General features: G+C 72.7%; 24 protein-coding genes. 6 read left to right on the top strand and 18 right to left on the bottom strand.

Going from position 1 to position 26,353, the window contains the following annotated elements:
- Window positions 1-822 carry an aldo/keto reductase gene (locus BM028_RS16615; RefSeq protein WP_092388013.1) on the top strand — a complete coding sequence of 274 codons (822 nt, stop codon included), beginning with the start codon at window positions 1-3 and terminating at the stop codon, window positions 820-822.
- A 4-nt stretch (window positions 823-826) separates the two neighbouring features.
- Here BM028_RS16615 and BM028_RS16610 read toward each other — a convergent pair whose 3' ends face one another.
- On the bottom strand, window positions 827-1,636 hold the full coding sequence (locus BM028_RS16610) for an N-acyl homoserine lactonase family protein (RefSeq protein WP_092388010.1): 810 nt from the start codon (window positions 1,634-1,636) through the stop codon (window positions 827-829).
- Window positions 1,637-1,711: 75 nt separating this feature from the next.
- Between BM028_RS16610 and BM028_RS16605 the strand changes: the two genes are divergently transcribed.
- Both BM028_RS16605 and BM028_RS16600 read left to right on the top strand, forming a co-directional pair.
- Complete coding sequence (locus tag BM028_RS16605) at window positions 1,712-2,362, top strand: cyclase family protein (RefSeq protein WP_092388007.1); 651 nt, start codon at window positions 1,712-1,714, stop codon at window positions 2,360-2,362.
- Complete coding sequence (locus BM028_RS16600; RefSeq protein ID WP_175496111.1) at window positions 2,359-3,054, top strand: alpha/beta fold hydrolase; 696 nt, start codon at window positions 2,359-2,361, stop codon at window positions 3,052-3,054. The genes BM028_RS16605 and BM028_RS16600 overlap by 4 nt, the downstream gene beginning before the upstream one ends.
- A gap of 20 nt (window positions 3,055-3,074) precedes the next feature.
- Here BM028_RS16600 and BM028_RS16595 read toward each other — a convergent pair whose 3' ends face one another.
- The 10 genes from BM028_RS16595 to BM028_RS16550 all read right to left on the bottom strand — a co-directional run bounded on the left by BM028_RS16595 (window position 3,075) and on the right by BM028_RS16550 (window position 13,728).
- Window positions 3,075-4,352 (bottom strand): metal-dependent hydrolase family protein, encoded by a 1,278-nt coding sequence (locus BM028_RS16595; protein WP_092388002.1) that lies wholly within the window; start codon window positions 4,350-4,352, stop codon window positions 3,075-3,077.
- Between the two features lie 21 nt (window positions 4,353-4,373).
- A complete protein-coding gene (locus BM028_RS16590; RefSeq protein WP_092387999.1) occupies window positions 4,374-5,153 on the bottom strand; it encodes an ABC transporter ATP-binding protein in 780 nt (259 codons plus the stop codon).
- A complete protein-coding gene (locus BM028_RS16585) occupies window positions 5,150-6,877 on the bottom strand; it encodes a dipeptide/oligopeptide/nickel ABC transporter permease/ATP-binding protein (RefSeq protein ID WP_254803979.1) in 1,728 nt (575 codons plus the stop codon). Before BM028_RS16585 ends, BM028_RS16590 begins: the two co-directional genes overlap by 4 nt.
- Window positions 6,870-7,931 carry an ABC transporter permease gene (locus BM028_RS16580; protein ID WP_092387996.1) on the bottom strand — a complete coding sequence of 354 codons (1,062 nt, stop codon included), beginning with the start codon at window positions 7,929-7,931 and terminating at the stop codon, window positions 6,870-6,872. Before BM028_RS16580 ends, BM028_RS16585 begins: the two co-directional genes overlap by 8 nt.
- Before the next feature lie 68 nt (window positions 7,932-7,999).
- Window positions 8,000-9,580: an ABC transporter substrate-binding protein gene (locus tag BM028_RS16575; RefSeq protein ID WP_175496110.1), complete on the bottom strand. Its 1,581-nt coding sequence runs from the start codon at window positions 9,578-9,580 to the stop codon at window positions 8,000-8,002.
- Window positions 9,581-9,690: 110 nt separating this feature from the next.
- Entirely contained in the window at window positions 9,691-11,088 is a 1,398-nt protein-coding gene (locus BM028_RS16570; protein ID WP_092387990.1) for an amidohydrolase, read from the bottom strand.
- On the bottom strand, window positions 11,081-11,686 hold the full coding sequence (locus BM028_RS16565) for a cysteine hydrolase family protein (RefSeq protein ID WP_092387987.1): 606 nt from the start codon (window positions 11,684-11,686) through the stop codon (window positions 11,081-11,083). Before BM028_RS16565 ends, BM028_RS16570 begins: the two co-directional genes overlap by 8 nt.
- Before the next feature lie 120 nt (window positions 11,687-11,806).
- Window positions 11,807-12,328 (bottom strand): cytidine/deoxycytidylate deaminase family protein, encoded by a 522-nt coding sequence (locus BM028_RS16560; RefSeq protein ID WP_217647267.1) that lies wholly within the window; start codon window positions 12,326-12,328, stop codon window positions 11,807-11,809.
- Window positions 12,325-13,086 carry an amidohydrolase family protein gene (locus BM028_RS16555; protein ID WP_092388281.1) on the bottom strand — a complete coding sequence of 254 codons (762 nt, stop codon included), beginning with the start codon at window positions 13,084-13,086 and terminating at the stop codon, window positions 12,325-12,327. Before BM028_RS16555 ends, BM028_RS16560 begins: the two co-directional genes overlap by 4 nt.
- A 147-nt stretch (window positions 13,087-13,233) precedes the next feature.
- Entirely contained in the window at window positions 13,234-13,728 is a 495-nt protein-coding gene (locus BM028_RS16550) for a hypothetical protein (protein ID WP_092387984.1), read from the bottom strand.
- 110 nt (window positions 13,729-13,838) lie between these two features.
- Between BM028_RS16550 and BM028_RS16545 the strand changes: the two genes are divergently transcribed.
- Window positions 13,839-14,534, top strand: coding sequence for a GntR family transcriptional regulator (locus tag BM028_RS16545; protein WP_217647266.1), 696 nt, complete (start codon window positions 13,839-13,841; stop codon window positions 14,532-14,534).
- A gap of 64 nt (window positions 14,535-14,598) precedes the next feature.
- Here BM028_RS16545 and BM028_RS16540 read toward each other — a convergent pair whose 3' ends face one another.
- From BM028_RS16540 to BM028_RS16520, 5 genes are read right to left on the bottom strand one after another with little or no spacing between them, the layout of a single operon-like run.
- On the bottom strand, window positions 14,599-16,032 hold the full coding sequence (locus BM028_RS16540; RefSeq protein ID WP_092387981.1) for an amidase: 1,434 nt from the start codon (window positions 16,030-16,032) through the stop codon (window positions 14,599-14,601).
- Complete coding sequence (locus BM028_RS16535; protein WP_092387978.1) at window positions 16,032-18,029, bottom strand: primary-amine oxidase; 1,998 nt, start codon at window positions 18,027-18,029, stop codon at window positions 16,032-16,034. The genes BM028_RS16540 and BM028_RS16535 overlap by 1 nt, the downstream gene beginning before the upstream one ends.
- A 27-nt stretch (window positions 18,030-18,056) precedes the next feature.
- Window positions 18,057-19,604, bottom strand: a complete 1,548-nt coding sequence (locus BM028_RS16530; RefSeq protein ID WP_092387975.1) for a gamma-glutamyltransferase — start codon at window positions 19,602-19,604, stop codon at window positions 18,057-18,059.
- On the bottom strand, window positions 19,601-20,695 hold the full coding sequence (locus tag BM028_RS16525) for an FAD-dependent oxidoreductase (RefSeq protein ID WP_092387972.1): 1,095 nt from the start codon (window positions 20,693-20,695) through the stop codon (window positions 19,601-19,603). The genes BM028_RS16530 and BM028_RS16525 overlap by 4 nt, the downstream gene beginning before the upstream one ends.
- Complete coding sequence (locus tag BM028_RS16520; RefSeq protein WP_092387969.1) at window positions 20,692-21,933, bottom strand: aminotransferase class V-fold PLP-dependent enzyme; 1,242 nt, start codon at window positions 21,931-21,933, stop codon at window positions 20,692-20,694. Before BM028_RS16520 ends, BM028_RS16525 begins: the two co-directional genes overlap by 4 nt.
- A gap of 100 nt (window positions 21,934-22,033) precedes the next feature.
- Here BM028_RS16520 and BM028_RS16515 point away from each other — a divergent pair, with 100 nt between their 5' ends.
- Together BM028_RS16515 and BM028_RS16510 are read left to right on the top strand one after the other, a co-directional pair.
- A complete protein-coding gene (locus tag BM028_RS16515; RefSeq protein ID WP_175496109.1) occupies window positions 22,034-22,540 on the top strand; it encodes a RidA family protein in 507 nt (168 codons plus the stop codon).
- The gene (locus BM028_RS16510) at window positions 22,537-23,766 is read left to right on the top strand and encodes an MFS transporter (protein WP_175496108.1); all 1,230 of its coding nucleotides are present in this window, start codon (window positions 22,537-22,539) and stop codon (window positions 23,764-23,766) included. Before BM028_RS16515 ends, BM028_RS16510 begins: the two co-directional genes overlap by 4 nt.
- Here the strand turns inward: BM028_RS16510 and BM028_RS16505 are convergent.
- Together BM028_RS16505 and BM028_RS16500 are read right to left on the bottom strand one after the other, a co-directional pair.
- A complete protein-coding gene (locus BM028_RS16505) occupies window positions 23,753-25,207 on the bottom strand; it encodes an aldehyde dehydrogenase family protein (protein ID WP_092387961.1) in 1,455 nt (484 codons plus the stop codon). The two genes, BM028_RS16510 and BM028_RS16505, sit on opposite strands and share 14 nt — an antisense overlap.
- Window positions 25,208-25,230: 23 nt before the next feature.
- Complete coding sequence (locus BM028_RS16500; protein ID WP_092387958.1) at window positions 25,231-26,250, bottom strand: phosphotriesterase family protein; 1,020 nt, start codon at window positions 26,248-26,250, stop codon at window positions 25,231-25,233.
- Between the last annotated feature and the right edge of the window lie 103 nt (window positions 26,251-26,353).

The following is a 26,353-nucleotide window of genomic DNA, read 5'->3' as shown; positions in this document are numbered from 1 at the left end:
ATGCCCGCTCTCATCGACACGTTCACCATGTCCAACGGCCTGCACATCGCGAAGATCGGGTTCGGCACCTGGCAGATCCCGTCCGGCGCCGACGCCTACGACGCCACCAAGGCCGCGCTCGACGCCGGCTACCGCCACATCGACACCGCACTGGCGTACGGCAACGAGGCCAGCGTCGGCGAGGCGGTCCGCGACAGCGGCATCCCGCGCGACGAGCTCTTCATCACCACGAAGCTCCCGGCAGAGGTCAAGACCGCGTCCGGCGCGCGCGAGGCCTTCGACGAGTCCAGCCGCAACCTCGACCTCGGACACGTCGACCTGTACCTCGTGCACGCGCCGTGGCCCTGGAGCGACATGGGGTCGGACCACCTGGACGGCAACGTCGAGGTGTGGAAGGTCCTCGAGGAGGTCTACGACGCCGGCCGGACGAAGAGCATCGGTGTCTCGAACTTCGCCGTCGCCGACCTCGAGGACCTGCTCGGCCGCACCGACGTCGTCCCGCACGCCAACCAGATCCGCTGGTTCATCGGCAACACGCAGGACGAGACGACGGCCTTCGACCGCGAGCACGACATCCTCACCGAGGGGTACTCCCCGCTCGCCACCGGTGGGCTCCTCGACAACGAGCAGATCGCCGAGATCGCAGCGAAGTACGACAAGAGCGTCGCCCAGGTCGCGATCCGCTACCTGCTCGAGAAGGACCTCCTGCCGCTGCCGAAGTCGACCACGCCGTCCCGCATCGCCGCGAACGCCGACGTGGACTTCGTGCTGTCGGCCGAGGACGTCGCGACGCTCGACGCGCTCGAGGACACCACCGCCTGACGCATCAGCGGGCCCAGGGCCCCCACCCCGGGTCGTGACCTGGCCAGACCTCGACGCCGGGCAGCCCGGTGAGGTCGGCCAGCCGATCGACGGACCGCTGGGCGTCGGGTTCGTCACCGGCCACACCGACCCACCCGCACGGCGTCCGCTCGGTCAGGTTCCGCTCGAGGTCGGCCGCGTCGCACGCGAGCACCACCGAGCGGTCCGGCAGGTCGATCCGGACCGACTGGTGGCCCGGGGTGTGCCCGCGGGTGTCGAGCACGGTGAGCCCCGGGGCCAGGTCGGCATCCCCGTCGACCAGCAGCACGGCGACGTCGGCGGCGAGCACGTCGTCGACCACGACGGTCTCCCGCCGCCCGATCCCACTCCCCAGCCAGTCCCATTCGCGGCGCTGCAGCACGACGGGTGTCCCCGGTGCGACGAGCCGAAGACCGCCGGTGTGGTCGAGGTGCACGTGCGAGATGACGCACGCCGCCAGCGTCTCCCACGCGAGCCCGGCGACGGCGACGCCCTCGGCCAGTGCGTCACCCGGTGGCACGACGGCGGTGTAGCTCTCGTGGTCGTAGTGGGCGGCGCGCTGCTCGGGATCCCGGACACGGCCGAGGTCGAAGCCGCCGTCGACGAGCACCCAGCCCTCGTCGAACACCACCGCGACGGCCGTCACCGGCTCAAGGAGGAACCTGGCCGGGTCGCCCCCGCGCAACGAGATCGACTCGGGGATGGGCTCCCACCCGAGCACGAGGGGGACGAGCCGACGCGGACGCCCCGAGAGCGCGAGTGCGTCCGGCTCCAGGTCGCGGACCGATCGGACCATGCTTGCTCCTCGCCTCGCATTGGATACAATTCAGTAGAAACCGAATCCATTGTGCCGTAGTTCCGGGAGGAACCCATGACCGACGCGATCGACATCAACATCCCGATCCACACCGAGATGCTGCACTGGGGGCGTCGGCCGACCTTCGAGATGGTCGAGGAGATCGCGGACGGGTACCCCTCGGACGTCTCCCGGTGGCTGATCGGCGCCCACACCGGCACGCACGTCGATGCCCCGTCCCACTTCGTCCCGGGGGCGACCACGGTCGACGAGATCGCGATGGACAGTGTGGTCGGGCCGGTCCGCGTCCTCGATCTGCGCCACGTCGCCGAGGAGATCACGGCCGAGGACCTGGCCGCCGCCGGAGCCACCGGAGCCGAACGCGTGCTCTTCCGCACACGGAACTCCACCGACGCGCTGACACGGAACGTGCGCTCCGAGACGTGGGTCGGGCTCGGACCCACCGGAGCCGCGTGGCTCGTCGAGCACGGGGTGCGGTTCGCGGGCATCGACTACATGACGATGGAGGCACCGGCCCACACGGAGGCGTGGCCGACGCACGTCGCGCTGTGCGGGGCGGGCGTCGTGATCCTCGAGAACGCCGACCTGTCCGCCGTCGAGCCGGGCGACTACCTCATGGTCTGCCAGCCGGTGCCGTTCGCCGGACGCGAGGCCGCGCCGGCCCCGACCGTCCTGCTCCCCCTCGTCGCGGCGGTCGGCTCGTGAGTGCCCCGGGGGTGCACGTCGTCCTGGTCCACGGTGCCGGCGGGTCGCCGTCGGCGTGGTCCTCCGTCGCACCGCTCCTGCGCGCCCGCGGGATCGCGTACACACTCGCCGACAACGCCATGACGTCGCTCCGGGACGACGCGGCATCGGTGCGTGCACTGGTCGACGCGGTGGACGGTCCGGTGCTGCTCGTCGGGCACTCGTACGGCGGCGCGGTCATCACGAACGCCGGCACGCACGAGCGGGTCGTCGGTCTCGTCTACGTCGCGGCGTTCGCCCCCGACACCGGTGAGTCCGTCTCCGCGATCGTCGAACGGTACGAGCCCGCACTCGTGTCGCGCTACACGCACCGGGGCCCGGACGGCGAGTGGATCACCCGGGACGACGAGGAGTCTCGCGCGGCGCTCGCCTGGGACGTGCCCGACGACGTCCTGCGCGCCGCGCGGTACGAGCGCCGCGTGACCGCGGACGCCGCGTTCCAGCAGCCGACCGGCGCGCCCGCGTGGGCGACCCGGCCGAGCTGGTACCTGGTGGCGACGAGCGACCGGCACCTGCTGCCGGAGATCCAGCGCGACTTCGTCACGCGCATGTGCGCCGACGCCGACGAGGTCGACACCAGCCACGCCGTGGCCCACGCGGCTCCGGAGCGGGTCGTCGCGGTCATCGAGCGCGCCGTCGCCGCGGTCGCCTGAACGACGGGTGGTGACCACGGTCAGGAGGCCGTGGTCACCAGGCCGTCGAGGTCCTTCACCACGCGTCCGGACTGCAGGACCGCGCGCACGCTGGCAGCGTCGGCGAGCGCACCGACGTCGGTCAGCGGGTCGACGCGCGTGATGACCAGATCGCCCTCCTTGCCGGGCTCGACGGAGCCGAGCCGCGCCTCCAGTCCGAGGAGGCGCGCCCCCTGGAGTGTGCCGGCCGTGACGGCGGCGAGCGGGGACAGCCCGACCTGGACGAGCCGAGCGAGCTCCGCGAGGTTCCGGCCGTGCGGGTGGACACCGGCGTCGGTACCGAGCGCGACGGGGACCCCGGCCGCGACGGCGCGGCGGACACTGTCGAGCCCGCGCTCGTGGAGCGCGGCGCGGTGGCGGAGGCGCTCCTCGGAGGCGGTGGCCGGGTCGAGTTCTCGGAGCAGCGTGCTGAGGGTGGGCACCAGGACGGTCCCCCGCTCGACCATGAGGGCGATGGTCTCGTCGCTGAGGGCGTACCCGTGCTCGATGCTCGACGCCCCACCGAGCACGGCCGCGCGGGCCGCGGCATCGGTCAGGGCGTGCGCCGTGACCGGGCGTCCGCCGCGTTCGCGGACGAGCCGGACGACCAGACGGACCTGCTCCTCGGTGATGCCGACGTCGTCGGGGTCGTCGGTGGGTGACCCGACCCCGCCGGAGGTGGAGACCTTGATCGCGTCGGCACCGGTGCGGAGCAGCGCGCGGACGGTGCGGACGATGTCGTCGTCGGTATCGACCACCCCGGGCTCGGGCATCCCCGACCGGACCGCCCACGCCGGGAGCGAGCCGTTCGGTCGGACGGGGTCGGCATGCCCGCCGGTGGGCGAGAGCATCGCGATCGCGAGGTGCAGCCGCGGACCGGTCACGGTGCCGCGCGCGACGGCGTTCCGGTAGCCGGGGGTGAGGCCGTCGAGGTCACGCGCCGTGGTGACGCCCGCGTGCAGCGTGGAGCGGAGCACCTCGGCGACCTCGAGCACGTCCTCCTCGGGGAACCGGCCCCGCTGTTCCTCCGGGGCGGTCGGCACCATGCTGAGGTGCACGTGCGTGTCGACGAAACCGGGCAGCAGCCAGGTGCCGGTGAGGTCGGCGACGGGGATCCCGGCTGCCGGGGGACGTCGTGGGCCGGCGTACGTGACGACGCCGTCGCGCAGCTCGACCTCGGAGTCGGCGCGCGGCGGTGCGCCGGTGCCGTCGACGAGGGTCGCTCCGACCAGTCGGAGCGCACCGGGGGCGTGCGGGGTCGTCGGGAGTCGTGCCGCCACTGACGGGACCTTCCGTGTCGGTCAGCCGGTCAGGCTGAAGCGGGCGGAGCCGGGGTCCGCGTCGAGCAGCCGGCGCGTGTACCAGTGCTGCGGGTCGGCGTAGATCTGCTCCACGGGGCCGGACTCGACCACCTCGCCCTGGTAGAGGACCACGACCTCGTCGCTGACGCGCTGCACGACGGCGAGGTTGTGCGAGATGAACACCATCGTCAGGCCCAGGGACTCCTTGATGCCGGCGAGCAGTTCGAGGATCTGGGCCTGCACCGACACGTCGAGCGCCGAGGTGATCTCGTCGGCGATGACGAGGTGCGGGTCGATGACGAGCCCACGGGCGATCGCGATCCGCTGCCGCTGCCCACCGGAGAACTCGTGCGGGTACCGGTGCATCATGTCCGGTGAGAGGCCGACGCGCTCGAGCCAGCCGCCGATGCGCTCCTCGTGGGTCGCCACGCGCGGGCGGATCGGGTCGATCGCTTCGGCGAGTGTCTGCGCCACGGTGCGTCGCGGGGACAGCGACGAGTACGGGTCCTGCGGGATCATCTGGATGCGGCGCCGGGCGGCGTGCAGGGCGGACCGGTGTGCCGAGCCGAGGTCGACGCCGTCGACCGTCACGCTCCCGGCCGCCGGCTTCACCGTGCCGACGAGCACCTTGGCGAGCGTGGACTTGCCGGAGCCGGACTCGCCGACGATGCCCACGGTGCGGCCGCGCTCCAGACGGAGGTCGACCCCGTGCAGGACGGTCGTCGAACCGAACGCCACGTCGAGCGCGCGGACGTCGATCATCGGGTCGGTGTCGGTCACGCGTGCGCCTCCGTCTGCTCCGAGGGGACCGTCACGACCGGCGTGGCCGCGAGCAGCTGCTTCGTGTAGGGGTGCTCGACCGTGTCCGGGGACAGGCCGGCCACGTCGTCGATGCGTTCGACGATCGTGCCGTTCCGCATCACGAGCACGCGGTCGCACAGCGCGCGGACGACGCCGAGGTCGTGCGAGATGAAGAGCACGGCGGTGCCGGACTCCTCGTTCATGCGCTTCAGCACGGTGAGCACCTCGCGCTGCACGGTCACGTCGAGTGCCGTGGTCGGCTCGTCGGCGATGAGCAGGTCCGGCTTCGTGCTCATCGCGGACGCGATCATCGCGCGCTGCTTCATCCCGCCGGACAGCTGGTGCGGGTACTGCCGCAGGCGCCCTTCGGGGTCGGTCAGCTTGACGGCCCGGAACCCCTGGGTGAGCAGGCGCATCGCGTCGCGGCGGCTGTGGCGCAGGCGCATCCGGAGCACGTCGGAGAGCTGGATGCCGAGGACCATCGCCGGGTTCAGGGCGGTTCCGGGGTCCTGGTAGACCAGGCCGATCCGCGACGCGAGTTCGCGGTCCGGCACGCGGCCGAGCAGGTCGGTCCCGCCGAGCTCGAGCCGGCGGGCGGATGCCTCGAGCCCCTCGCCGAGGAGCTTGGCGACGACGGAGGCGGTGAGGGACTTGCCCGAACCGGACTCGCCGACGATCCCGAGCACCTCGCCGCGACGGATCGTGAACGAGACGTCGTCCACGAGGGGGCGTCCGCTCGCGCCGTGCAGCACGGTGATGCCGTCGGCGACCAGGACCGCGTCCTCCTCGACGGCGAGCGTCGGGGCCCCTGACGCACGGGTCGTCCGGGCGCGGGTCGTGTTCGAGCGGGGGTTCGCGGCCGCGGCGAGACCGTCGCCGACGAGCAGCGCTGCGAGCGACGCGAAGGTCAGGGCGACCGCGGGGCCGACGATGACGACGGGGTTCACCACGATGCGGTCGAGGCCGTCGTTGAGCAGGGTGCCCCAGTCGAACGCGGGGGTCTGCGCGCCGAGGCCGATGAAGGACAGGCCGGAGATCTCGACGAGTGCACCGGAGAACGCGCCGGCGATGAGGATGAGCGTCGGTTCGGCCATGTTCGGCAGCACGTGCCGGACGGCGACCCGGTACGCGGGGACGCCCATCAGCCGGGCCGTCGTGACGTACTCGCTCGTGGATATCTTCGCGGCGAGGTTCGCGGTCAGTCGGGCGAACCCGGCGATGTTCGCGACGGCGATGGCGACCACCACCTGGACCATGCCCTGCCCGAGGATCGCGGCCACGATGATCGCGACGAGCATCGTCGGGTAGCTGACGGCGAACTCGATGGCACGGAGGCCGAACTCACGGAGCCGACGCGGCGCGAGCCACACGCCGATGCCGAGCGCGATGCCGACGACAGCGGACAGCGCGGTGGCCGCGAGCGCCATGAGCACGGTCGCACGGGTGGCGACGAGCGTGCGGGCGAGCATGTCACGGCCGAGGGTGTCGGTGCCGAGCGGGTGCGCGGCGGTCGACCCGAGTCCGGCGGTGCCGCCGATCCCCCTCGCCTGGGCACCGAGCACGAACGGAGCGACGACGGCGACGACGAGGATCAGGGCGAACATCGCGAGTCCGACGACGAGGCCCGCGTTCCAGGCGAAGGCACGGGGTCGCGCAGGCCGGTCGACGGTGGCGGCTCGGACTGCGGTGATGGTGTCAGCCACGCTTCTCTCCGAGGGTGCGCGGGTCGATGAGACCCAGGATGATGTCGATGACGAGGGTGATCACGAGGGAGATCAGGCCGATCACGAAGACCGCGGCGCGGATCACCGGGTAGTCCTTGTCGACCGCGATCGCCTGGACGATCACGCCGCCGAGCCCGGGCCAGGCGAACACCGCCTCGGTGATGAGCGCGGAGCCGAGCAGGGCGGTCAGGATGATGCCGGAGAGCGTCAGAGCCGTGGTGAGCAGGTTCGGCAGCATGTGCTTCGCGTAGATCGACAGCGCCGGGAGCCGCCAGCCGCGCGCGGTGCGCATGTAGTCCTGTTCGAGGATGACCGCGGTCTCCCGACGGACGATGCGGGCGACGGAGCAGGTGCCGCCGACGGTGAGCGAGGCGATGGGCAGCACGGCGGCGGCCCCGAAGTCGTACGCCGGCGAGTACGCCGGCGGGAGCACGTGCAGCAGGACCGCGAAGACGACGACGAAGCCGGTGGCGAGCACGTAGGTCGGGATCGAGGAGACGAGGCCGGTGACCGCGGTGAACGTCACGTCGAGCCAGCGGTGGCGGTCGCCGCGGGTCAGCACGCCGACGGTCATCCCGAGCGCGAGCCCGAGGACGAGCAGGAGCAGGACGGCCACGATCGTGATGGTGAGCGTGTACGGCACCGCGGTCATGACGATGTCCATGGCGGGTGCGCGGTACTTGTACGAGTCCCCGAAGTCGCCCTGTACGACCCCGGCGACGTAGTGCCAGAGCTGGACCGGGAGCGGCTGGTCGAGGCCGAGCTGGTGCCGGACGAGCTCGACCTGCGCGAGCGACGCCGTGGGGCCGGCGATGGCCGTGGCCGGGTCGCCGGGGATGAGCTGCACGATGAGGAACGTCACGAGGACGAGCAGCGCGAGGTTGACGACGAGGCCGACCGCGCGGCGGAGCAGGAACCGGCGCCAGGCGCTCCCGAGGCCGGCGGCTCGGGGAGCCGTGGCGGCGGGGGCGCCCTGCGCGTCCGGGGTGCCCGGACCGGGCACGGGGGGATGGTCGACGGTGGTGGTGCTCATCGCGGGTCCTCCAGGTGCTCCGGTCCGGGCGGTGGTGGGGTGGTGCTGGGTGGTGTCGCGTCAGTCGGTCACGAGACGATCCGCATGGCGGACGGGTCCCAGTAGCCCGAGAAGACGTGCGTCTCGAAGCCCTTGCGGGCGACGTAGCGGTGCGTGTCGGTGATGAGCGGGGTCATGTCGACCCGCTCGAGGATCGACTTCTGCGCCGTGGCGAAGTCCGCGCACTGCTGGTCCTCGTCGGTCGTCGCCATCGCGGCCTCGTAGGCCTTGAGCCCCTCGGGGTTGTCGCTCGAGGAAACGTTGGTGCCGCCCTCGGGGTAGGTCGGGCCGAGGTACCGGGCGATGGAGAGGTTGATCAGGCCGACCTGGGCGTCCTCGGCCGCGACCGCGACGTCCCAGGTGTCCGGCTTCGTGCGCATCTGCGTCGTCCAGTCGGCGGGGTCCGGCGCGGAGACCTTCACGGTCGCCCCGGCGTTCCGCAGCGACTCCGCGAGGAAGTCCGCCGCGGGGTCCCAGTTCGACATGATGAGCAGGCGGATGGTCTTGCCCTTGAGCTCCTTCGTCGCGGCCTTCGTGTCGTACGACTGCACCATGGAGGAGCCGTCGACGGTGCACCGGTAGCTCGCGGCGTTGACGGTGGTCTGGGCGACCCCGAGCCCGTCGAGACCGGCGTTGTTGAAGCCCTTGGTGTCGATCGCCTGGGCGACCGCCGCACGCAGTGCCTGGTCGCCGGCGAACACCGAGCCGGAGCCCTCGGCCTCGTTGAAGACGAGGTTGTACGCCGAGCTGGCGAACTTCACGGTCGAGTAGTCGCCGCCGGTGAAGCGCTCGGCGTTCGAGTCGTAGAAGCGCGCGACGTCGACGCCACCGGACTGCAGCAGGTTCGCGCTCGTGTTCGAGTCGCCCTGCACGGTCATGTTGATCGTCTTGGCGGGCTTGCCGGTGACGGTCTTCCAGTCCGGCCAGGCGTCGTAGTCCGAACGGAGGGAGTACTGCACGCTCTTGCCCGCGGAGGACTTGGTCAGGGTGTACGGCCCCGACCACGCGCCCTTCACGGTTCCGGCGGCGAGTCCCTTCGGGTCGGCGATGCCGGCCGGGCAGATGACGCCGGTCCCCGGACGGGTGAGCCCGCCGAGCAACTGCGAGTACGGCGAACTGAGCGAGATCGTGAGCGTGCCGGCGGAGTCGTCGGGCGTGAAGGCCGGTTCACCCGAGCCGAAGGCCTGGTTCTTCCACGTCTGCGCACCGGAGTCGTCGAGGCCCACGAGGTACTCGAAGGACTTCGCGACGACGCTCGGTGTGATCTCGGTGCCGTCGGAGCACGTCGCCCCGTCCCGGATGGTGAACTCGTACTTCGAGGCCGACTCGGCGTCCCACTTGGTCGCGAGGCCACCGATGTACCCGCCGTCGTCGCCCTCGCCCTGTCGGAGCAGGGTGTCGAAGCCGAGCCGGGCGACCTCGACGTCCGAACTGGCCGAGGCCTTCGCCGGGTCGAACGTCGCCGGGGCGTACCAGAGCTCCGCGTTGATCGTGCTGGTCGTCGAGCCGCTGCTGCCGCCGTCGGCGGAGCCGGACGTGCTGCACGCGCTCAGGGAGAGGCCGACGGCGGTCGCCACCGCGACGCCGACGAGGATGCGCTTCCTCACCATGGTGCTGTCCTCCAATGGGATTCGGGGTGATGCCAGGGAGTCAGTCCCAGGGTCGGGTCCAACTTGGATCCAATCTAGGACAATCCGCATCCAACTATGTTTCGTGTGGATTACATCTGATCCGCGCTGAAGACGGTCCGCCCTCCCACGACCGTCCGTTGCACGCGTGCTCGGGCGAACTCGTCGGCGGTGCAGTCGCCCGGGTCGACGTCGAGGAGCACCCAGTCGGCCAGGGCTCCGGCGCGCAGGACACCGCGCCGGCCGTCGGCGAAGGCGGCGTGCGCCGCACCTCGGGTGTAGGCCGCGACGGCTTCGAGCACCGAGGTGGCCTGGTGCGGGCCGAGGGGCTCGTCGATCCCGCGCATCCGACGGGCAGCGGCCACCGGGACGACCTCGCGCGGGTCGAACGGGAAGTACGGTGCGTCCGAGCCCATCGCGACGACCGCCCCGGCGTCGAGCCACGTGCGCATCGGGTTCACCTCGTCCACCCGGTCACCGAGCCGTCGGCGGAGGCCGGCCGCGTTCTTCCAGGCGATCGAGGGCTGCAGCGACGCGACCACGCCCAGGCGAGCTGCCCGTGCCGCGCTCGCCGGGCTCGGTTCGAGGTAGGCGTGGATGAGCTGGCACCGCAGGGGTGCGACGGGCCGGCCGGTGCGCCCCTCGGCCGTCTCGAGGCCGTCGAGGACCTCGGCGACCGCTCGACTGCCGACCGCGTGGACGCCGAGCCCCCACCCCGCTCCGACGCACCAGGTGGCGAGCCGGGCGAAGTCCTCGGCCGAGATGCGCTGCACGCCGTGGTCGCCACCCGCCCACGGACGCTCGAGCAGGGCCTGACCCTTCATGCCCTCGCCGTCGTAGTAGACCTTGATCGGGCCGAGCCGCAGCATGTCGTCGCCGTCCCCGGTGACGCCGTCGATCGAGCCGAGGACGGCGAGCGCCGCGTCGACGTCGGGAACGGCGGGAGTTCCGAGTTCCGGGTACGGCATCGCGACGACGCGCATGGTGAGCAGCCCACGACGGTGCGCCTCGCGGTACCCGGCGAGCTCGGGGAGCGTGACCGCGGGGTCGACGACACCGGTGAACCCCATGGCGTGGAGGAGCGGTTGGACCCGACGGATCGCGGCGAGCCGGTCCTGGATCGTGGGTGGAGCGTCACCGAGCCAGTCCGGGGCGTCCGGGTCCGCATCGCCGTCGGCGAGCATCACGGCCGAGAACGCCTCGGCGTCCGCCTCGTCGCCGAGCAGTTGCAGCGCCTTGAGACCGGCCCGTTGCGCGTGGGCGTGCGCGTCGGTGAACCCCGGCAGCACCGTGCCCTCGACGTGGTCCTCCGCGACGGCGCCGACCGCCGCCGCGGCAGCCGTTCGCACCTCGGCCAGGGTCCCGACCGCACGGATCCGCTCGCCGTCGACGAGCATCGCCTCGGCCGTCGGCACGGCGGGGTCCATGGTCCGGATGTGCCCGACGACGACCCGGGCAGTGCCGGACGGTGTGCCGTGCCGATCAGGCACGCGCCGGCTCCCGCTCGTCGAGCCACGACCGCACGTCGTCCGCGGTCACGAGCGCGTCACGTTGCAGGTACGCGATCGCCTCGAGCGCCGCGTCGTGCGCACGCTCGCTCGACCCGGCGACGCAGTCGGTGAGCACCCGCACCGCGTAGTCGTGCTGGTGGGCGTCGGCCGCGGTGTAGTGGATGCACACGTCGGTGAGACCACCGACGAGCAGCACGGTGCCGGCGCGGTAGGCCTTGAGCACGATCTCGAGCTCCGTCCCGAAGAACGCCGAGTACCGACGCTTGCGGATGACGAACTCCTCCGGTCGAGGGTCGATCCACGAGGCGAGCTCGGTCTGCTCGTCACCCTCGATGCAGTGCGGGCCCTCGGCGCCGTCGAGTTCGCGGCCGATGTCGACGAGGTCCGGCTTGTGGACCTCCTGGATGAAGACGACCGGCACCCCGGCGGACCGGCAGTGCTCGATGAGGTCGCGGACGCGGGGCGCGCGTTCCGCGCGACCGCTCATGACGGGGATGCCCGGTGTGGGCATCGTCGAAGCGGCGCCGCCCTGGATGTCGACGACGATCAGGACGGGGTTGCCGGAGACGGCGAGCATGCGGTGGTTCCTTCCACGACGGATCGTGCACTCGGGTGGGGACCGGTGCGCGCCGTCGCCGCCAGTCTCCGACGGCTTCCGACACCGCATGGGTCGTGGGTGTTACAGCGGCGTTAAACCTCAGGTGTCGCGGAGTTCGACGTCGCTCGCGGAGTCCGACACGCTCCGCGCCGCTCGGCGCCGTCGGAACGGCAGCAGTTCCGTCACGCCGACCGGGCCGAACCCGTCGCCGACCGCGACCCACACCCTCGCGTCCGGGGCGTGGTCGCCGAGGAGCTCGGCGCAGACCCCGCACGGCTCGATGAGGTGCAGCGTCCCGCTCGGTCGACGCAGGACGCCGACGACGGACTCGACCGCGGCGCCGGCGACGACCGCTGCGCTCAGGGCCGCGGACTCCGCGCACACCGAGGCCCGGCCCGCCGACGCCTCGACGTGCAGACCCGTGACGACGGTGCCGTCCACCAGGCGGAGTGCCGCGGCGACCTCGTGGACGCCGGCGCGGTACCGGCGCTCGAGCACGTCGGTCGCGACGGCGAGCAGCGCACGGTCGGCCGCGTCCATGCCGGGAGGCGGCCCGTGCAGGACCGGACGGTCCGACGACGCCGGTGCGCGCCCGTCGCCCACGTCGCTCACGTCGCTCACGACCAGCCCAGGATCCGCGCCATGTTGCCGCCCTCGACGAGCGCCCGGTCGGCCTCGTCCGGGATCGCCTTCGCGATCTTCATGCGTTCGAGGTCGAAGTCGCTGCCCGGCCACTCGGACCCGAGCAGGATCTTCTCCGCGCCCAGCCGGGCGTAGGCGCGCTTGACGTCGGACATCAGCGTCGCCGAGGTCTCGAGGTAGACGTGCGGGTTCCGCTCGGCGACGATGATCGCCTCGGGCACGTTCCACACCGCGCCCATGTGGGCGATGATCGTCGGCACCGTCGGGAAGCCCTTGGCGATCTCCTCGATCGCGAACGGCGCACAGAACGCGTCGTCGAGGGCGTTGATGAGCACGGGCAGTCCCAGCTCGGCGCACACCTCGAACAGCGGGTCGAGCAGGCCGTGGTCCGCCACGTGGTACCCGTGCAGACTCGGGTGCAGCTTCAGGCCGACCAGTCCGCCGTCGGCGAAGCGACGGATCTCGTCGGTCGCGTTCTCCCACTGCGGCATCACCTGCCCGAAGCCGAACAGCCGGTCCGGGTGCGCGGCGACGAGGTCCATCAGAAAGTCGTTCTCGATCCCCTGGGCGAGCGAGCACACCATCGCGCGGTCGACACCGGCTGCGTCCATGTGGTCGAGGATCCGGTTCGCGTCGAACGGCGTGTACGCGGGCGGCTCCTCGCCCGGTCGGACGCCACTGAGGTAGTCGCTGCGGCCACGGCGGTCCTGCGTGGTGTTGTAGGCGTCGATGATCATCGTGGGCGTCTCCTCGTCGGCTGCTCGCGGGGACGATCCGCCCCACATGTCATCCGATACTGCCAGAATTGGATCCAATTTGGTAGCGCCTGGTCGGCCCAGGAGGCGCGGCCCGCCTCATCCGCGTCCATCACGGCACCGGGTGGCTCAGTGGACGGCGACCATCGCCCCCATCGCGAGCACCCCGACGAGCGACGCGATCCGGCGCACCGACTCCACACGAGCCGCGCGGCGCCGCCCGACGCCCCACACGACGGCGCCGACGTGTACCGCGACCGCGACGGCGATCGGCAGCAGCAGTGCCCCACCGTGGTGGTGGCCGGCAGCATCGGCGTGCACGGTGCCCAGGAGCACGAACACCGCGCCGAGCAGCATGCCGAGCGCGTGCAGGTGGTCCCCCTGCGGGCGGCTCGGGCGGCGGACGCGGTCGACCAGCGCGGTCACCATCGCGCAGCCGCCGAGCAGGACCGCCCAGAACGGCGCCGGCACGAGGCCCAGGGCCGGCAGGTGGACGTCCGCCATCGCGGCGAGCATCACGACCTCGCCGACGAGCGCCGACCACCCCACGCGCCGGTGCCCGGCGGCGCCCAGCACGAGGGCGACGAGCGACCCACCGAGGGTTACGGCGATCAGCACGGTCATGATTGGATCCAATCATGGGTGAGTCGGATCCGGCAACGGGATCCAACACCTGGCAGGATTGGATCCGCAGCGGGGGCTCGCTGCGATGACGCACCGAGGAGACCACTTCCGTGACCACCACCGACGGCAACGCACTCGTCGACGACCTCGCCGCCCGGATCCGCGCGAAGATCATGTCCGGCGAGATCCCGATCGGCGCTCCGCTGCGCCAGGCCGACCTCGCGGCGCAGTTCGGGATCAGCCGCACCCCGGTTCGCGAAGCCCTGCGGCAGCTGCAGACCGGCGGGCTCATCGAGGTCGTGCCGAACCGCGGCGCCGTCGTGCGCGTGCCCGTGCCGTGGGAGGTCCGCGAGGCCTACGAGGTCCGCGCCGAGCTCGAGTCCCTCGCCGCCCGTCGCGCCGTCGACCGCCTCGACGACGCCACCATCACGCAGCTGCGGTCGGTGAACCAGGCGATGTACGAGCGCTCGCTCGCCGCGGCCGAGGGGGAGCAGCCGAAGCAGCGCGAGGGCGTCGACAACGACCAGTTCCACGGGCTCATCTACCAGGCATCCGGCAACACCCGACTGACCCGCATGCTCGTCGAGATCAACGACGCGTTCCCGCGCAACGTCTCGGCACTCGTGCTGCGCGAGAACTCCCGGCACCGCGAGGAGAACTTCCGCGAGCACGAGGAGCTCATCGAGGCCTTCGTCGCCGGTGACCACGAGCGTGCGGCCGGGCTCATGCGCGACCACGTGCTCCGGGCCGGCGAGCACCTCGCGCACTGGTACGAGCGCCGCTCGTCCACCGTCTTCACCGGCTGAGTCGAGCACCCGGCCGAGCCCGAGAGGCGGGGTCGCCCCGCGCCTCCCGGCCTCTCCGCCTCGTCTACCGGGTCGGAGCCCGCCGGATCCAGCCGGTGGCCTCCTCGATCGCGCGCGTCACCGCGAGCAGCTGCGCCTCGCGGCCGTACCGCCCGACGACCTGCACGCCCACCGGCAGCCCCTCCGGCGTGAACCCGGCGGAGGTCACCACGACGGGGTGCGCGGTCAGCGTGAGCCGGTTCGCGAGCATCTGCCACGTGAAGTAGCGCTCGAAGCGGTGCCCGTCGACCTCGTCGACCCACTCGACGTCGGCGGGCGGCGCGACGACCGGTGTCGCCGGCAGGACCAGCACGTCGTACCGGTCGAGGACCGCGGCCGTGTCCCGGTACAGGCGCGTCCGCCGCTCGTACGCGTCGGCCAGCTGCGTCGCGGTCGTGGCGCGCCCCTGTTCGACGTTGCGGACGTAGTCCGGTCGGAACCCCGTCGCTCCGGCGTCGACGGCGTGCCGACCACCGAGGAAGAACTCGAACGTCTCGATGGTCTCCCAGGCCTCGTCCGCGCCGGCGAAGTCGGGCTCGGACGCCTCGACCACCGCGCCGAGGCCCGTGAGCTGCTCGGCGAACGCACGGTGCACGGCTCGGACCGACGGGTCGATCGGCAGGCCGCCGGCGTCGTCGCTCCACGCGACCCGGAGTCCGTCGACCTCGACCGGACGCACCGGGTGCCGGGTCATCGCGGACATCGGCCAGACCGACTGCTCGACCGCCAGGGCGTCCATGAAGCGCGCTGCGTCCGCCGAGTCGCGCGCCATCGGCCCGGTGACCCCGTGCGGCGTCCAGGCGTTGCCGGTCCGGCCGCTCGGCACACGACCGGGGCTCGGCCGGACGCCGACGACGTTGCAGAACGCGGCCGGGTAGCGCAGGCTCCCGCCGCTGTCGGAGCCGTCGGCGATCGGCAGCATCCGTCCGGCCAGGGCCGCCGCGGCGCCACCGCTCGATCCACCGGCGTGCCGCGAGGTGTCCCAGGGGTTCACGGTCGTGCCGAACACCGGGTTGAAGGTGAGGACGCCCTGCCCCATCTCCGGCGTGTTCGTCTTCCCGATGATGATCGCGCCGGCATCGCGCAGGAGCGTCGCGAGGACGCTGTCGTGCTCGGCCGGACGCGCGTCGGCGAAGGCCGCCGAACCGTTCGTGGTCGGCAGACCGGCGACGTCCATCAGGTCCTTCACCGCGGTCGGCAGGCCGTGCAGGAGCGGGAGGGGTTCGCCGGCGGCGCGGGCCTCGGCGGTGCGGCGGTCGGCGGCCTCCGCGGCGGCGAGCGAGACCGAGTCGGGTTGCTGGGAGACGACTGCCCGGAGGCGCGGGTTGCGTTCCTCGATCCGGTCCAGGTGGGCGCGCATCACCTCCACCGCCGACACCTCGCGGGTCGCGACGGCGTCGGCCAGGCGGACGGCGGACCAGTCGGCGAGGTGCTCCGGGGTGTGCTCGGGCCCGGGCATCAGCGGCCGCCCTCGTGGTCGTGCTGCTGCTCGGCGTGGACGTGCCCGCCGTGTGCCGAGTGCACGTCGTGGTCGTGCCCGGCGTGGTCGTGGCCGGCCCCTGGCGCGCAGTGGTCGGTCGCCGACGGCGGGACGTCGAGCGAGGGGTTCCGGTCGAAGAAGCCGTCCGGTTCGAGCCGGAAGCCGATCCGGTCGACGGGCATGATCGGCCACTGCTCGGGCCGCGGGAAGTGGTGCACGCCGAGGACGGGCCACAGCACGAGCCGCTCGTTCTCGAGCGACCGGTCCGCCTGCTGCCAGACGTGCACCCCGTCGTCACCGAGCTCGCCCTGGTTCGGGTACTCGCCGGCGATGAAGCGCTCCTCGGGGTCGAACGCGCTCGCCCACAGGTGCTTCGCGACGAACGGCGCCTTGCGCTCCACGATGCTGCCGGGCCGGACGTGCAGCTGCGCCGTGTTCTGGACGGCCAGTCGGTAGGCCGTGCTCTCGCCGTACCGGTTCTGCGCCGACTCGCTCTCGATGCGCCAGTGCAGCGCGCGCGCCGGGTCGGTCATCCGGGCGCCGTCGGCCTCGGAGGCGATCGGCGTCTCGACCGCGATGCAGGCGTTGCCGTAGGGGTTCAGGGCCTCGTCGGGCTCGGGCTCGGCGTGCACTTCGACCAACCGGTTCAACGGCCCGTCGACGGCGGTGTCGAGGCGGACGGCGAAGTAGTGCTGGTGGGTCGGTGCCTGGACGTTCGGCGCCACCATCCGGCCGTACCGCGGCGTCTCCCCGTCGGCGATGCCGGACACCGACATGATCCCGGTGAGCTTCACCTCGAGCTCGATCGAGCCGTCCTGGTAGAGCGACCAGTAGAAGCCGTAGTCGTAGTTCGCCACGGTTGCGAAGCTCGAGATCACGAGTCGACGGCTGCGCCGGACCTCGGCACTGCCGGTGCGGGTGTTGACGTGCTTCCAGAGGATCGAGTCGTCCTCCTCGTGCAGGCAGATGCCGTTGACGATGGTCTGCGGCTCGCCGTGGCCGTCCAGGAAGTCGACGTCGAAGTACCGGATCTCCCCCAGGCAGTCGCAGCCGAGCTCGAGGCTCGCCGTGAGCGGGCCGGCGCCGTACTCGCCCCAGTCGAAGAAGTTCTTCCGGTACGCGGTCGGGTCGCTGTCCAGGTACGGCACGTACATCTCGTTGACGGCCGCGCGGTGCAGCACCGGTCGCTCGACGTCACCGTCGCGGTAGGACAGGTCGTGCAGCACGAGCCCCTCGCGGTGCGAGAAGCCGACACGGAACGTCCAGTTCTGCCAGCGGACCTCGTGTCCGTCGATCGTGAAGCCGGGACCGTCCGGCTGGACGATGTCGAGCGCCGACACCTCGCGGTCCGGCCCCCAGGTGCCGGAGGCGTAGACGCCGGTCTCGCTCGCCATCGGGACGACGCCGTGGTCCTCGATGCGGATGACCTCGAGCGTGTCCAGGTCGAGGATCGGGACGAGCCCCGCGACCGGCCGGGCGTAGCCGTTGTCCTCGGGGAACTCGCGGTACCAGACGGTGCCCCAACTGAGACGGCGGTCGGCGAGGTCCTCCGGGACGAAGCCGGTGATCGACTCCGGGTCGACCCAGACGAGCGAGGTGTCGGTGATGCCGCGCTTGGCCAGCGCCTCGATGATGAGCGGCGACTTCCGAGCGGCCTGCGCGATGAGCCGGGCCTCGTCGCTCGAGACACCCGGTCGGCGGTGGTCGACGTCGGTCCACAGCTCGACGATCGCCGGCGAGTCCGGGCCCGCGGTCCAGCCGCGCACCTCCCAGGCGGCGTGGGCGTCCGGGTCCATCACCACCATGCGGACCGGGCGGGCACCGCCGGCCACGGTCCCCCGGGCCTTCTCCTCGTCGAGGGCGATCCCCCAGAAGCGCGGTCGTGCACCGATCCGACCGGAACCGCGGACCGCGGCGACGAAGGAGGCGATCTCGGCGGAGGTGAGCGGATCGAGGACGTGGGAGGTGCTGCTCATGGGCTTCCTTCTCGGGTGGATCGGGGATCAGTTGGCGTGCAGGACGACGGCGCGACCGTCCGCGCGGGGATCGCTCGCGGCGTCGAGGTGGCCGTCGGCGTGCAGTCGGACGGTCTGCACGTGCCCGGCCTCGTCGACCGGGCCGGCGGTCCGTGCGACGGGCAGGCCGAGCACTCCCGCGGCGGCGATCGCGTCGTCGGTCCCCGGTTCGGCGACGAGCGTCATCTCCTCGTGGCCGAGATCGCGCGCACCGACCACGAAGCGCGGGCGGCCGAGCACGGCCACGGGGTCGCTGTCGGCGTCGACGAGGTCGCTGGCGACCTGGGCGAGGATCCACGGCTGGGCGCTGCCGCCCTGGCAGCCGAGGGCGACGACGAGACCGTCGGTCTCGGCGATGACCGGAAGCAGTGTGTGCGGCGGGCGAAGACCGGGACCGACGTGGCCCGGGTGCGCGGGGTCCGTGCTGAAGGCGGAGCCGCGGTTGTGCAGGACGACCCCGGTACCGGGGTCGAGGATGCCCGACCCGAACAGCTGGTAGACGCTCTGGATGAGGGTGACCACGGTGCCGTCGGTGTCCGCCGCGGTCACCGCGACCGTGTCGCCGAGTGCACGTCCGGCCCGGGGCAGGGCGCCCGCGCGGCCGGTGTCGCGCGGATCCGTCATCGCGGCGACGTCGATCGGACCGCCACGGGGGTCGCCCAGCTCGGCCTGCCGGACGAGGGCGGCGCGGTGCACGGCGTCGACGAACTCGGCCGTGCGGTCAGCGGCTCCTGCCCCGTCGGCGAGCGCCTCCGGCAGGATGCCGAGGAGCACGACGCCCTGCGTGGGCGGCGGCGCCACCCACCATCGGACGCCGGCGACGGCGGCCTGCTCCGGCTCGGCGAGCTCGGCCTCGTGCGCGGCGAAGTCTGCCTCGGTGTGCGCGCCGCCCAGTTCCCGGAGCCGTGCCGTGATCGACGCCGCGATCCGACCGCGGTACATCGCCCCGGGGTCCGCAGCCAGTTCGGTGAGCGTCGCGGCGAGCGCGGGCTGCACGAGCCGGTCGCCCGTTCCGAGCAACCCGCCGACGCCGTCGCCGAAGACGTCGGTCATGCCGGCGTCGGCGCGGATCTCGTGCTCGCGGAGCGCGACCGCACGGGCGAGGCCGGCGGAGACCGGTGCCCCCTCGGCCGCGAGTCCGGCGGCTCGGAGCAGCGCCGGACGGAGGCCCAGCCGGCCGCCGAGCGCGTCGATCGCCTGCCAGCCGGCGACGACACCGGGCACCGTGACGGTCTGCGCGCCCTGCCGCGGCATCCGCTCCTGCTGCGCGAGCGCGGCGACGTCGATCCCGCTCGGAGCGGCGCCGGCGGAGACCACGGCGGTCACGCCGTGTCCGGGCCGACGGACGAGGGCCACGAGGTCACCGCCGATGCTGCACTGGTGCGGGTACACGACGGTCAGCGCTGCGGCGGCTGCGAGCGCGGCGTCGATCGCGTCGCCGCCCGCCGCGACCGCTTCGGCCGCGGCGTCGAGCGCGGCGGGGTGCGGTGCGGCGACGGCGACCCGGCGGGACCCGGGTGCGGTGGGCTCGGTCATGCGGTGGTCACCATCCGTGCGGGGCTGAGGAAGTCGAGATCAGGACGGTCGACGCCTTGGACCAGGTCCGCGACGGCCTCGCCGATCGCCGGCCCGAACTTGAACCCGTGACCGGAGCAGGCGGCGGCCACGAGGACCTCGGGCTCGTCCGGCAGCGCCCCGACGACGAAGCGCTTGTCCGGCGTCATCGTGTACAGGCAGGCGACCGCCTCGCCGCCCGCGGTGTCGATCCCGGGGACGAACTGCTCGAACAGTCCGGCCAGGTGGGCGCGCTCGGCCTCGGTCGGCGGTGCGACGGGCACGTCGGGGTCCCAGACCGGGCCGGCGTCGATCCCGATCTTGGCGCCCGACCCGGCGGCCTCGGGCAGGCCGAAGACGAGTCCCTCCGGCAGGTCGACGGAGAAGCACCCGAGTGCGGGCGGCTGCGCGACCGCCTGACCGGTCGGGACGGTGAGGGTGACGATGCGCCAGACCTCGAAGAACGCGGCCGCCTCCGGCACGAGCTGTGCCGCCCAGGCGCCGCCGGCCAGGACGAGGCGGCGGGCGCGGATGCTGCCCCGGTCGGTGCGGACCGTGACGACGCCGTCGTCGACCCGCCGGTCGAGCACGGTCTCGCCGAAGCGCAGGTCGGCTCCGGCCGCAGCGGCAGCCGACTGCGCGAAGGCGAGCGCACGTGCGGCCTCGAGGACGCCGGCGTCGGGGTCGTGGACCGCCCCGTACGTCTCGGGGGGACGCAGCGAGGGCGCGAGCGTCCGCCACGCCTCGCGATCGACCGGGAGGCTCGCCCCGCCCTGCATCGTCGGCTCGCCCCGGTGGGCGTACAGTCCGCCGGTCGGGTGCAGGAAGGGGGCACCGGCTGCGGTCCCCCACCGTTCCCACCCGCGGTACGCACGGTCGACCAGGTCGTTCCAGACCGGGCTCGGGTAGGCGCGGCGGATCATCCGCGTCGCGCCGTGGGACGAGCCCCTGGTGTGCCCCGGGGCGTACCGCTCGACCGCGACGACGTCGAGACCACGGCGGGCGAGTTCGTAGGTCGTCGCCGAGCCGTGGACCCCGAGACCGAGGACGACGACGTCGTGCACCGCGGTCATGCGCGGGCCTCGGCCGCGACGTCGGCGATGCCGTCGAGCAGGACCCGGACGTCCTCGTCGTCGTTGTACACGTGCGGCGACACCCGGACGACACTGGGCAGTCCGCGGGCTCCGAGGTCCCACTGCGCGTGGCTGGCCGGAACCGAGATCGAGTCGATGCGGCGGTGGCGCAGTCGCGCGGAGACCTCCTTCGAGGCGACCCCGTCGACCGTGAAGGTGACGATCGCGGAGGGCGACGCGAGCGGATCGGCGACGCGCACGCCGTCGAGGCCGTCGAGGGCGTCCCGGATGCGCGAGCCGAGGCCGACGAGGTGTGCCTCGGTCGCCGCCGGCCCGCGGTCGAGCGCCTCGCGCAGCGCCACCCCGAGGCCGAGTCGCGCGGCGACGGAGCACTCCCACGTCTCGAGCTGCCTGGCGGTCCCGTCCATCGTCCACTCATCTTCGCCCGTCCAGACCGCACCGCGGACATCCGGCGCCCACGCACCGACGCCCTCGAGCGTGCCGCGACGCAGGTACGCCATGCCCGTCCCGCGCGGACCACGGAGGAACTTCCGGCCGGTCGTGACGAGTGCGTCGCAGTCGACGGCACGGACGTCGATGTCGATCTGGCCCACGGACTGCGTGGCGTCGACGACCGTGAGGGCCCCGTGCCGACGGGCGACGGCCGCGATCTCGGCGACCGGTTCGACGAGCCCGGACGACGTCGGGACGTGCACGGCGCTCACCACGACCCGACCGGTGGCCCCAGCGACGGCGCCCTCGAGCGCCTCGAGGTCCATCGCACCGCTCCCGTCGCTCGGCACGACCACCAGCCGGACGTCGTCGTGCCGCTGCATGGCGAGCAGCCGGAGCGCTTGGCTCACGTAGCTCGACCGTGGCGCGACGACGGTGTCGCCGGCACCGAGCCGGAGCGCGTCGAAGACGCCGCGGAGGCCGCTCGTCGCGCTGTCGAACAGGGCGATCTCGTCCGCCTCGGCACCGAGCAGCGCGGCGGCCGACGTGTACACCGCCGCGACGTCGTCGGCGACCTCGTTGGCCGCTTCGTACCCACCGACCCGCTGTTCTCGACGCAGGTGGGCGACCACGGCCTCCAGGACACCGTCGCTGACCAGGCCGGCGCCGGCCGCGTTGAAGTAGTGGCGCCCCGCGGTGCCGGCCGTGCGTGACCGCTCGGCGGCCACGTCGATCACCGCCGTTGCCGGGTCGGCGCGTGTGCCGTCCTCCAGACCGATCGTCATGTGGCGGGTCCTCCCTCGTGCGCGTCACCCCCGGACGCTGAATGGATCCCATCATAAACAGGTTGTATCCATTCGCGCCACCGCCGGATACTGTTGCCGCATGGAGCACTCCGCTGAAGCCCGCGCCCAGGAACTCGGACTCGTCATCCCGGACTACGCGAACCCGCCCTACGGTGGCCGCTACGGCAGTTCGCTCCGCGCGTTCCACCGCACCGGTGACCTGCTGGAACTGAGCGGCATGACGCCGGAGTCGCGGGACGGCGCGATGCTGCACCCGGGCGCCGTGAGCGTCGACATCACGCTCGAGCAGGCGCAGGAGGCCGCCCGGTACACGGCGGTGAACGCCCTCGGCATGATCCGGTACGCACTCGGTTCGTTGGACGAGGTCGCCGCACTCTCCCGAGGGCTGTGCTTCGTCCTCTGCCCGCCCGGCTTCGAACAGCTGAACCAGGTGTCGAACGCGGCGAGCGACCTGCTCTTCGACGTGTTCGGGCCGGTCGTCGGTCGGATGGGCCGGGCGTCCATCGGCGCGACAGCCTTGTCGCGGAGCGCCTGCTTCGAGCTCTGGCTCAGCCTGGAGTGCCGCCCGCGCCGAGCCGGGGCGTGAGACCACTCGCCGAGACCGGCGTCCGGGGAACGGCCTTCTGGCTCCTCGTCCTGGCCTCGACCGCCGGGTACGTCGTGAACGGCGCGAGCACCCCGGTCGTCCCCCGCCTGGCGACGGACCAGCTCGGCGCCGACCCGGCACTCGGCGGACTCCTCGTCTCGCTCGCGGGCTTCGTCGCGATCGGGGCCATGCCCGTGGCCGGCGTCCTGAGCGACCGGCTCGGAGCACGTCGTGTGCTGCTCGTCGCCGGGCTGCTGGCGGCGGTCGGACTCGGGGTCGTGCTCGTCGCACTGAGCCTCCCGGCGCTCGCGGTCAGTCGCGTCGTGTTCGGTGCGGGCAACGCCGCGACCGCCACGGCCCTGACCGCATGGGTCGTCGCCGAGATCCCCGTGACGCAGCGGAGCCGCGCACTCGGCCTGTTCGGGCTCGCGGTCTGGATCGGCCTCGCGCTGGGGCCGGTCATCGGCGAGAACCTGTACCAGTCCGCAGGGCACCGCACCGTGTGGATCGTCGCGATCGGCGCACAGCTCGGCGGGCTCGCCGTGGCGCTGCTCGCCCGCGGCGGGTCGGCGCCGGTCCCCGCGCTGGCGCACCGCAGCTCGACCCGGCCGACGGGGACCGGCCTCGCACCGGTGCTGCGCGCGGTGGTGCGCCCCGGCGCTGCCGGACTCGTCGCGTGGGCCGCCGAGGGCTTCATGATCGCGTTCCTCATCCAGCACCTCGTTGGACAGGGCGTCGGCGCGCAGGGGCTGACCGGCGCCGCGAACGTCTTCACCGTCTTCGCGGCGAGCGTCGTCGGCGTGCGACTGCTCCTCGGTGGCCTGCCGGACCGGATCGGACCCGTCCGCACGGCGAGGGGCGCCCTGGTCGTCCTCGCCGCCGGACTCGTCGTCCTCGCCCTCGCGCGCGACTTCCCGACGGCCACCGCCGGGGCCGTGCTGGTCGGCGCCGGCTACTCACCGTTGTTCCCGACGCTCACGATCCTGGCCACCCGCGCACTCGACGACCGGAGCCGTGCGACCGGCGTGGGCGTGTTCTCGGCCGTCACGAGCGCCGGCTACGCCCTGGGGTCGCTCGCGGGCGGGGTCCTGGTGTCCGCCGTGGGTTCCGGCTGGGCCCTGGTGGTGCTCGCCCTGTTGCAGCTCACCGCCGTGCCCGCGCTCGGCCGGCACGACGGTGGCCGCGGCCCGGGTCGCGACCCCGGGCGTGGGCTCAGAGCGCGATGACGACGCTCTTCGACTCGCAGAACGCCCGCAGCGCCTCCTCGCCGAGGTCCCGGCCGAGACCCGACTCCCCGACGCCGCCGAAGGACAGCGCCGGGTCGAACAGGTTGTAGGTGTTCACCCACACGGTCCCGGCGTGCAGGCGCTGGCCCATCCGGTGTGCCCGGGCGAGGTCGCGGGTCCAGACGCCGGCCGCGAGTCCGTACGTCTGGTCGTTCGCGATGGCGATCGCCTCGTCCTCCTCGTCGAACGGGATGACCCCGACGACGGGCCCGAAGATCTCCTCGCGCGCGATGGTCATCGTGTTCGAGACACCGGTGAAGAGCGTCGGTTCGACGTAGTACCCGGGGCGCTCGGGGACGCCGCCGCCGACCGCGACCGTCGCGCCCTCGGCCTTGCCCTGCTCGATGTACCCGAGGACCTGCTGCCGCTGTTCCTCGGACACGAGCGGTCCGACGGTGATCCCGCCGTCGAGGCCGTCGCCGACCGGGACCTTCCGGACGGCGGCGACGAGACGCTCGGTGACCGCGTCGAGCACCGATCGCTGGACGAGCAGCCGGCTGCCGGCGGTGCACATCTGGCCGGAGTGACCGAACGACGCACGCATCGCGGTGACGACGACCGCGTCGAGGTCGGCGTCCTCGAAGACGATGTTCGGGCTCTTGCCGCCGAGCTCGAGCGTCAGCCGCTTGAAGTCCGCGCTCGCCGCGGTCATCACCTTGCGACCGACCTCGGTGCTGCCGGTGAACGAGACCTTGTCGACGCCCGGGTGCGCGGTGAGCGCCGCGCCGACGCGGCCGTCACCGGTCAGGACGTTGACGACACCGGATGGGACACCGGCTTCCTCGCAGATCGCCGCGACGCGGAGCATGGTGAGCGGCGTCTGCTCGGCGGGCTTCACGACGACCGTGCACCCGGCGGCGAGCGCGGGTGCGAGCTTGAACGCCCCGGTCATGATCGGGAAGTTCCAGGGCAGGATGAGCGCCGCGACGCCGACGGGCTCGAGGGTCGTGTAGACGTGGTGCTGCCCGCCGTCGACCGGGACGACGGTGCCGGTCAGGCGCGACGGCGCACCCGCGTAGTAGCGGAAGACCCGGGCCGAGGTCGCGGTGTCCGCACGGGACCGCTCGATCGGCTTGCCGTTGTCGCGGGTCTCGAGCACGGCGAGCTCCTCGAGCCGCTCCTCGATGAGGTCCGCGACGCGACCCAGGATCCGGCTGCGGTCGTGCGGGCTCATGCCGCTCCACCGACGGTCCTCGTGCGCACGGCGGGCGGCGGCGACGGCGGCGTCGATCTCGACGGGGCCGGCCTGCGGCACCCGGGTGAGCAGGGCCTCCGTCGCCGGGTCGAGGACGTCGAGCAGCTCGGCGCCGTCCGGTGTGGTCCAGGTCCCGTCGACGAGGAACGGCTCGAGCGGGGCCAGGGGAGCGAGCGTGTCTCGCATGGTGGGTCCTAACGGTGGTGGGTTCAGGGGCAGTCGAGCAACCGGGCTGGCTCGTCCACCGTGATGCGGGTGAGGACGTCGTCCGGCACCCCGAGCGCGCGGAGCCCCGGGACGACGCGGGCGGTGAGGTGGTCGAGGCCGTGTCCTCCGTGACGGCGGAGCTGCCCCTTGGTCCAGGTCGCGTGCCCGAACACCCACCGGGTCTCCGGCGCCGATCCGCGCAGGGCCAGGAAGGCGTCCAGGCGCTGGGGGTCGCTGGCGTTCCGGATCCGGCCGACGTGCGATCCCTCGTTGCCGAAGCAGAGCTCGAGGACGGCGCCGGCCTGCCCGAGGTCCCGCAGGTACGGCAGGTCGAGGAACTCGTCGACCGTCGAGAAGACGACGCGGCTCGGGTCGACACCCTCGGCGACCACGTGCGCGAGCACCTCGAGCCCGTTCCGGGCGTCGGCCGCCAGCCGGACGACGACGGCTGCGCCGGTGGTCACGGCGGCCCGGGCCGCTGCCGTCAGGCTCCGGCGTTCCTCGGTGCCCTCGGCGGTGGCGAACGCCGACGTGGTACCCATCAGTCCGAGGATGCCGGCGCGGTAGTGGGTTCCCGGGACGGCGTCGGTGAGCGCGCGCTCGAACAGCCCCTGTCGCCCGTCGGTGTCGAGTTCGGTGAACCAGTCAGGCACCAGGCGCGGCAGGTAGGCGCCGTAGCCCGCGACGACGTCGACGCCGCTCGCCAGCGCGAGTTCGGGTAGCCGGGCATGGTCCGGCCCGAAGCCGAGCGAGCTGAGGTCGACCGCGAGCCCCAGCCCGCCGGCACCCGCGATCCGCAGTTCGTCGGCGAGCAGGTCGATGTCGTCGAGGCGCAGGTTGTCGGCCAGCGCCAGCTGACTCCACCGCAGGGCCGCGGCGAGGTCCGCCGTGACGGCGAGGCTCGGTTCGAGCTGCTCGACGCCCGGCCGCTGCAGCGCGCTCGCGTCGGTGAGCAGGTGCTCGTGCATCGACACCGGGCCCGTCCCGGACGACTCGACGGGACCGAGGACGGTCTGGATCACGACGTGCCTTTCACCGTGGCGGACTTGACGGATCCAATCTACATCGGTTTGGATCCCTCTTGTCCATGGGTGCCGCCGATCGCACCCGACGACCCCGAACGTT

This window comes from Curtobacterium sp. YR515 (genome assembly GCF_900113095.1).
GTDB lineage: Bacteria > Actinomycetota > Actinomycetes > Actinomycetales > Microbacteriaceae > Curtobacterium.
This window is presented reverse-complemented; position numbering and strand designations above follow the sequence as displayed.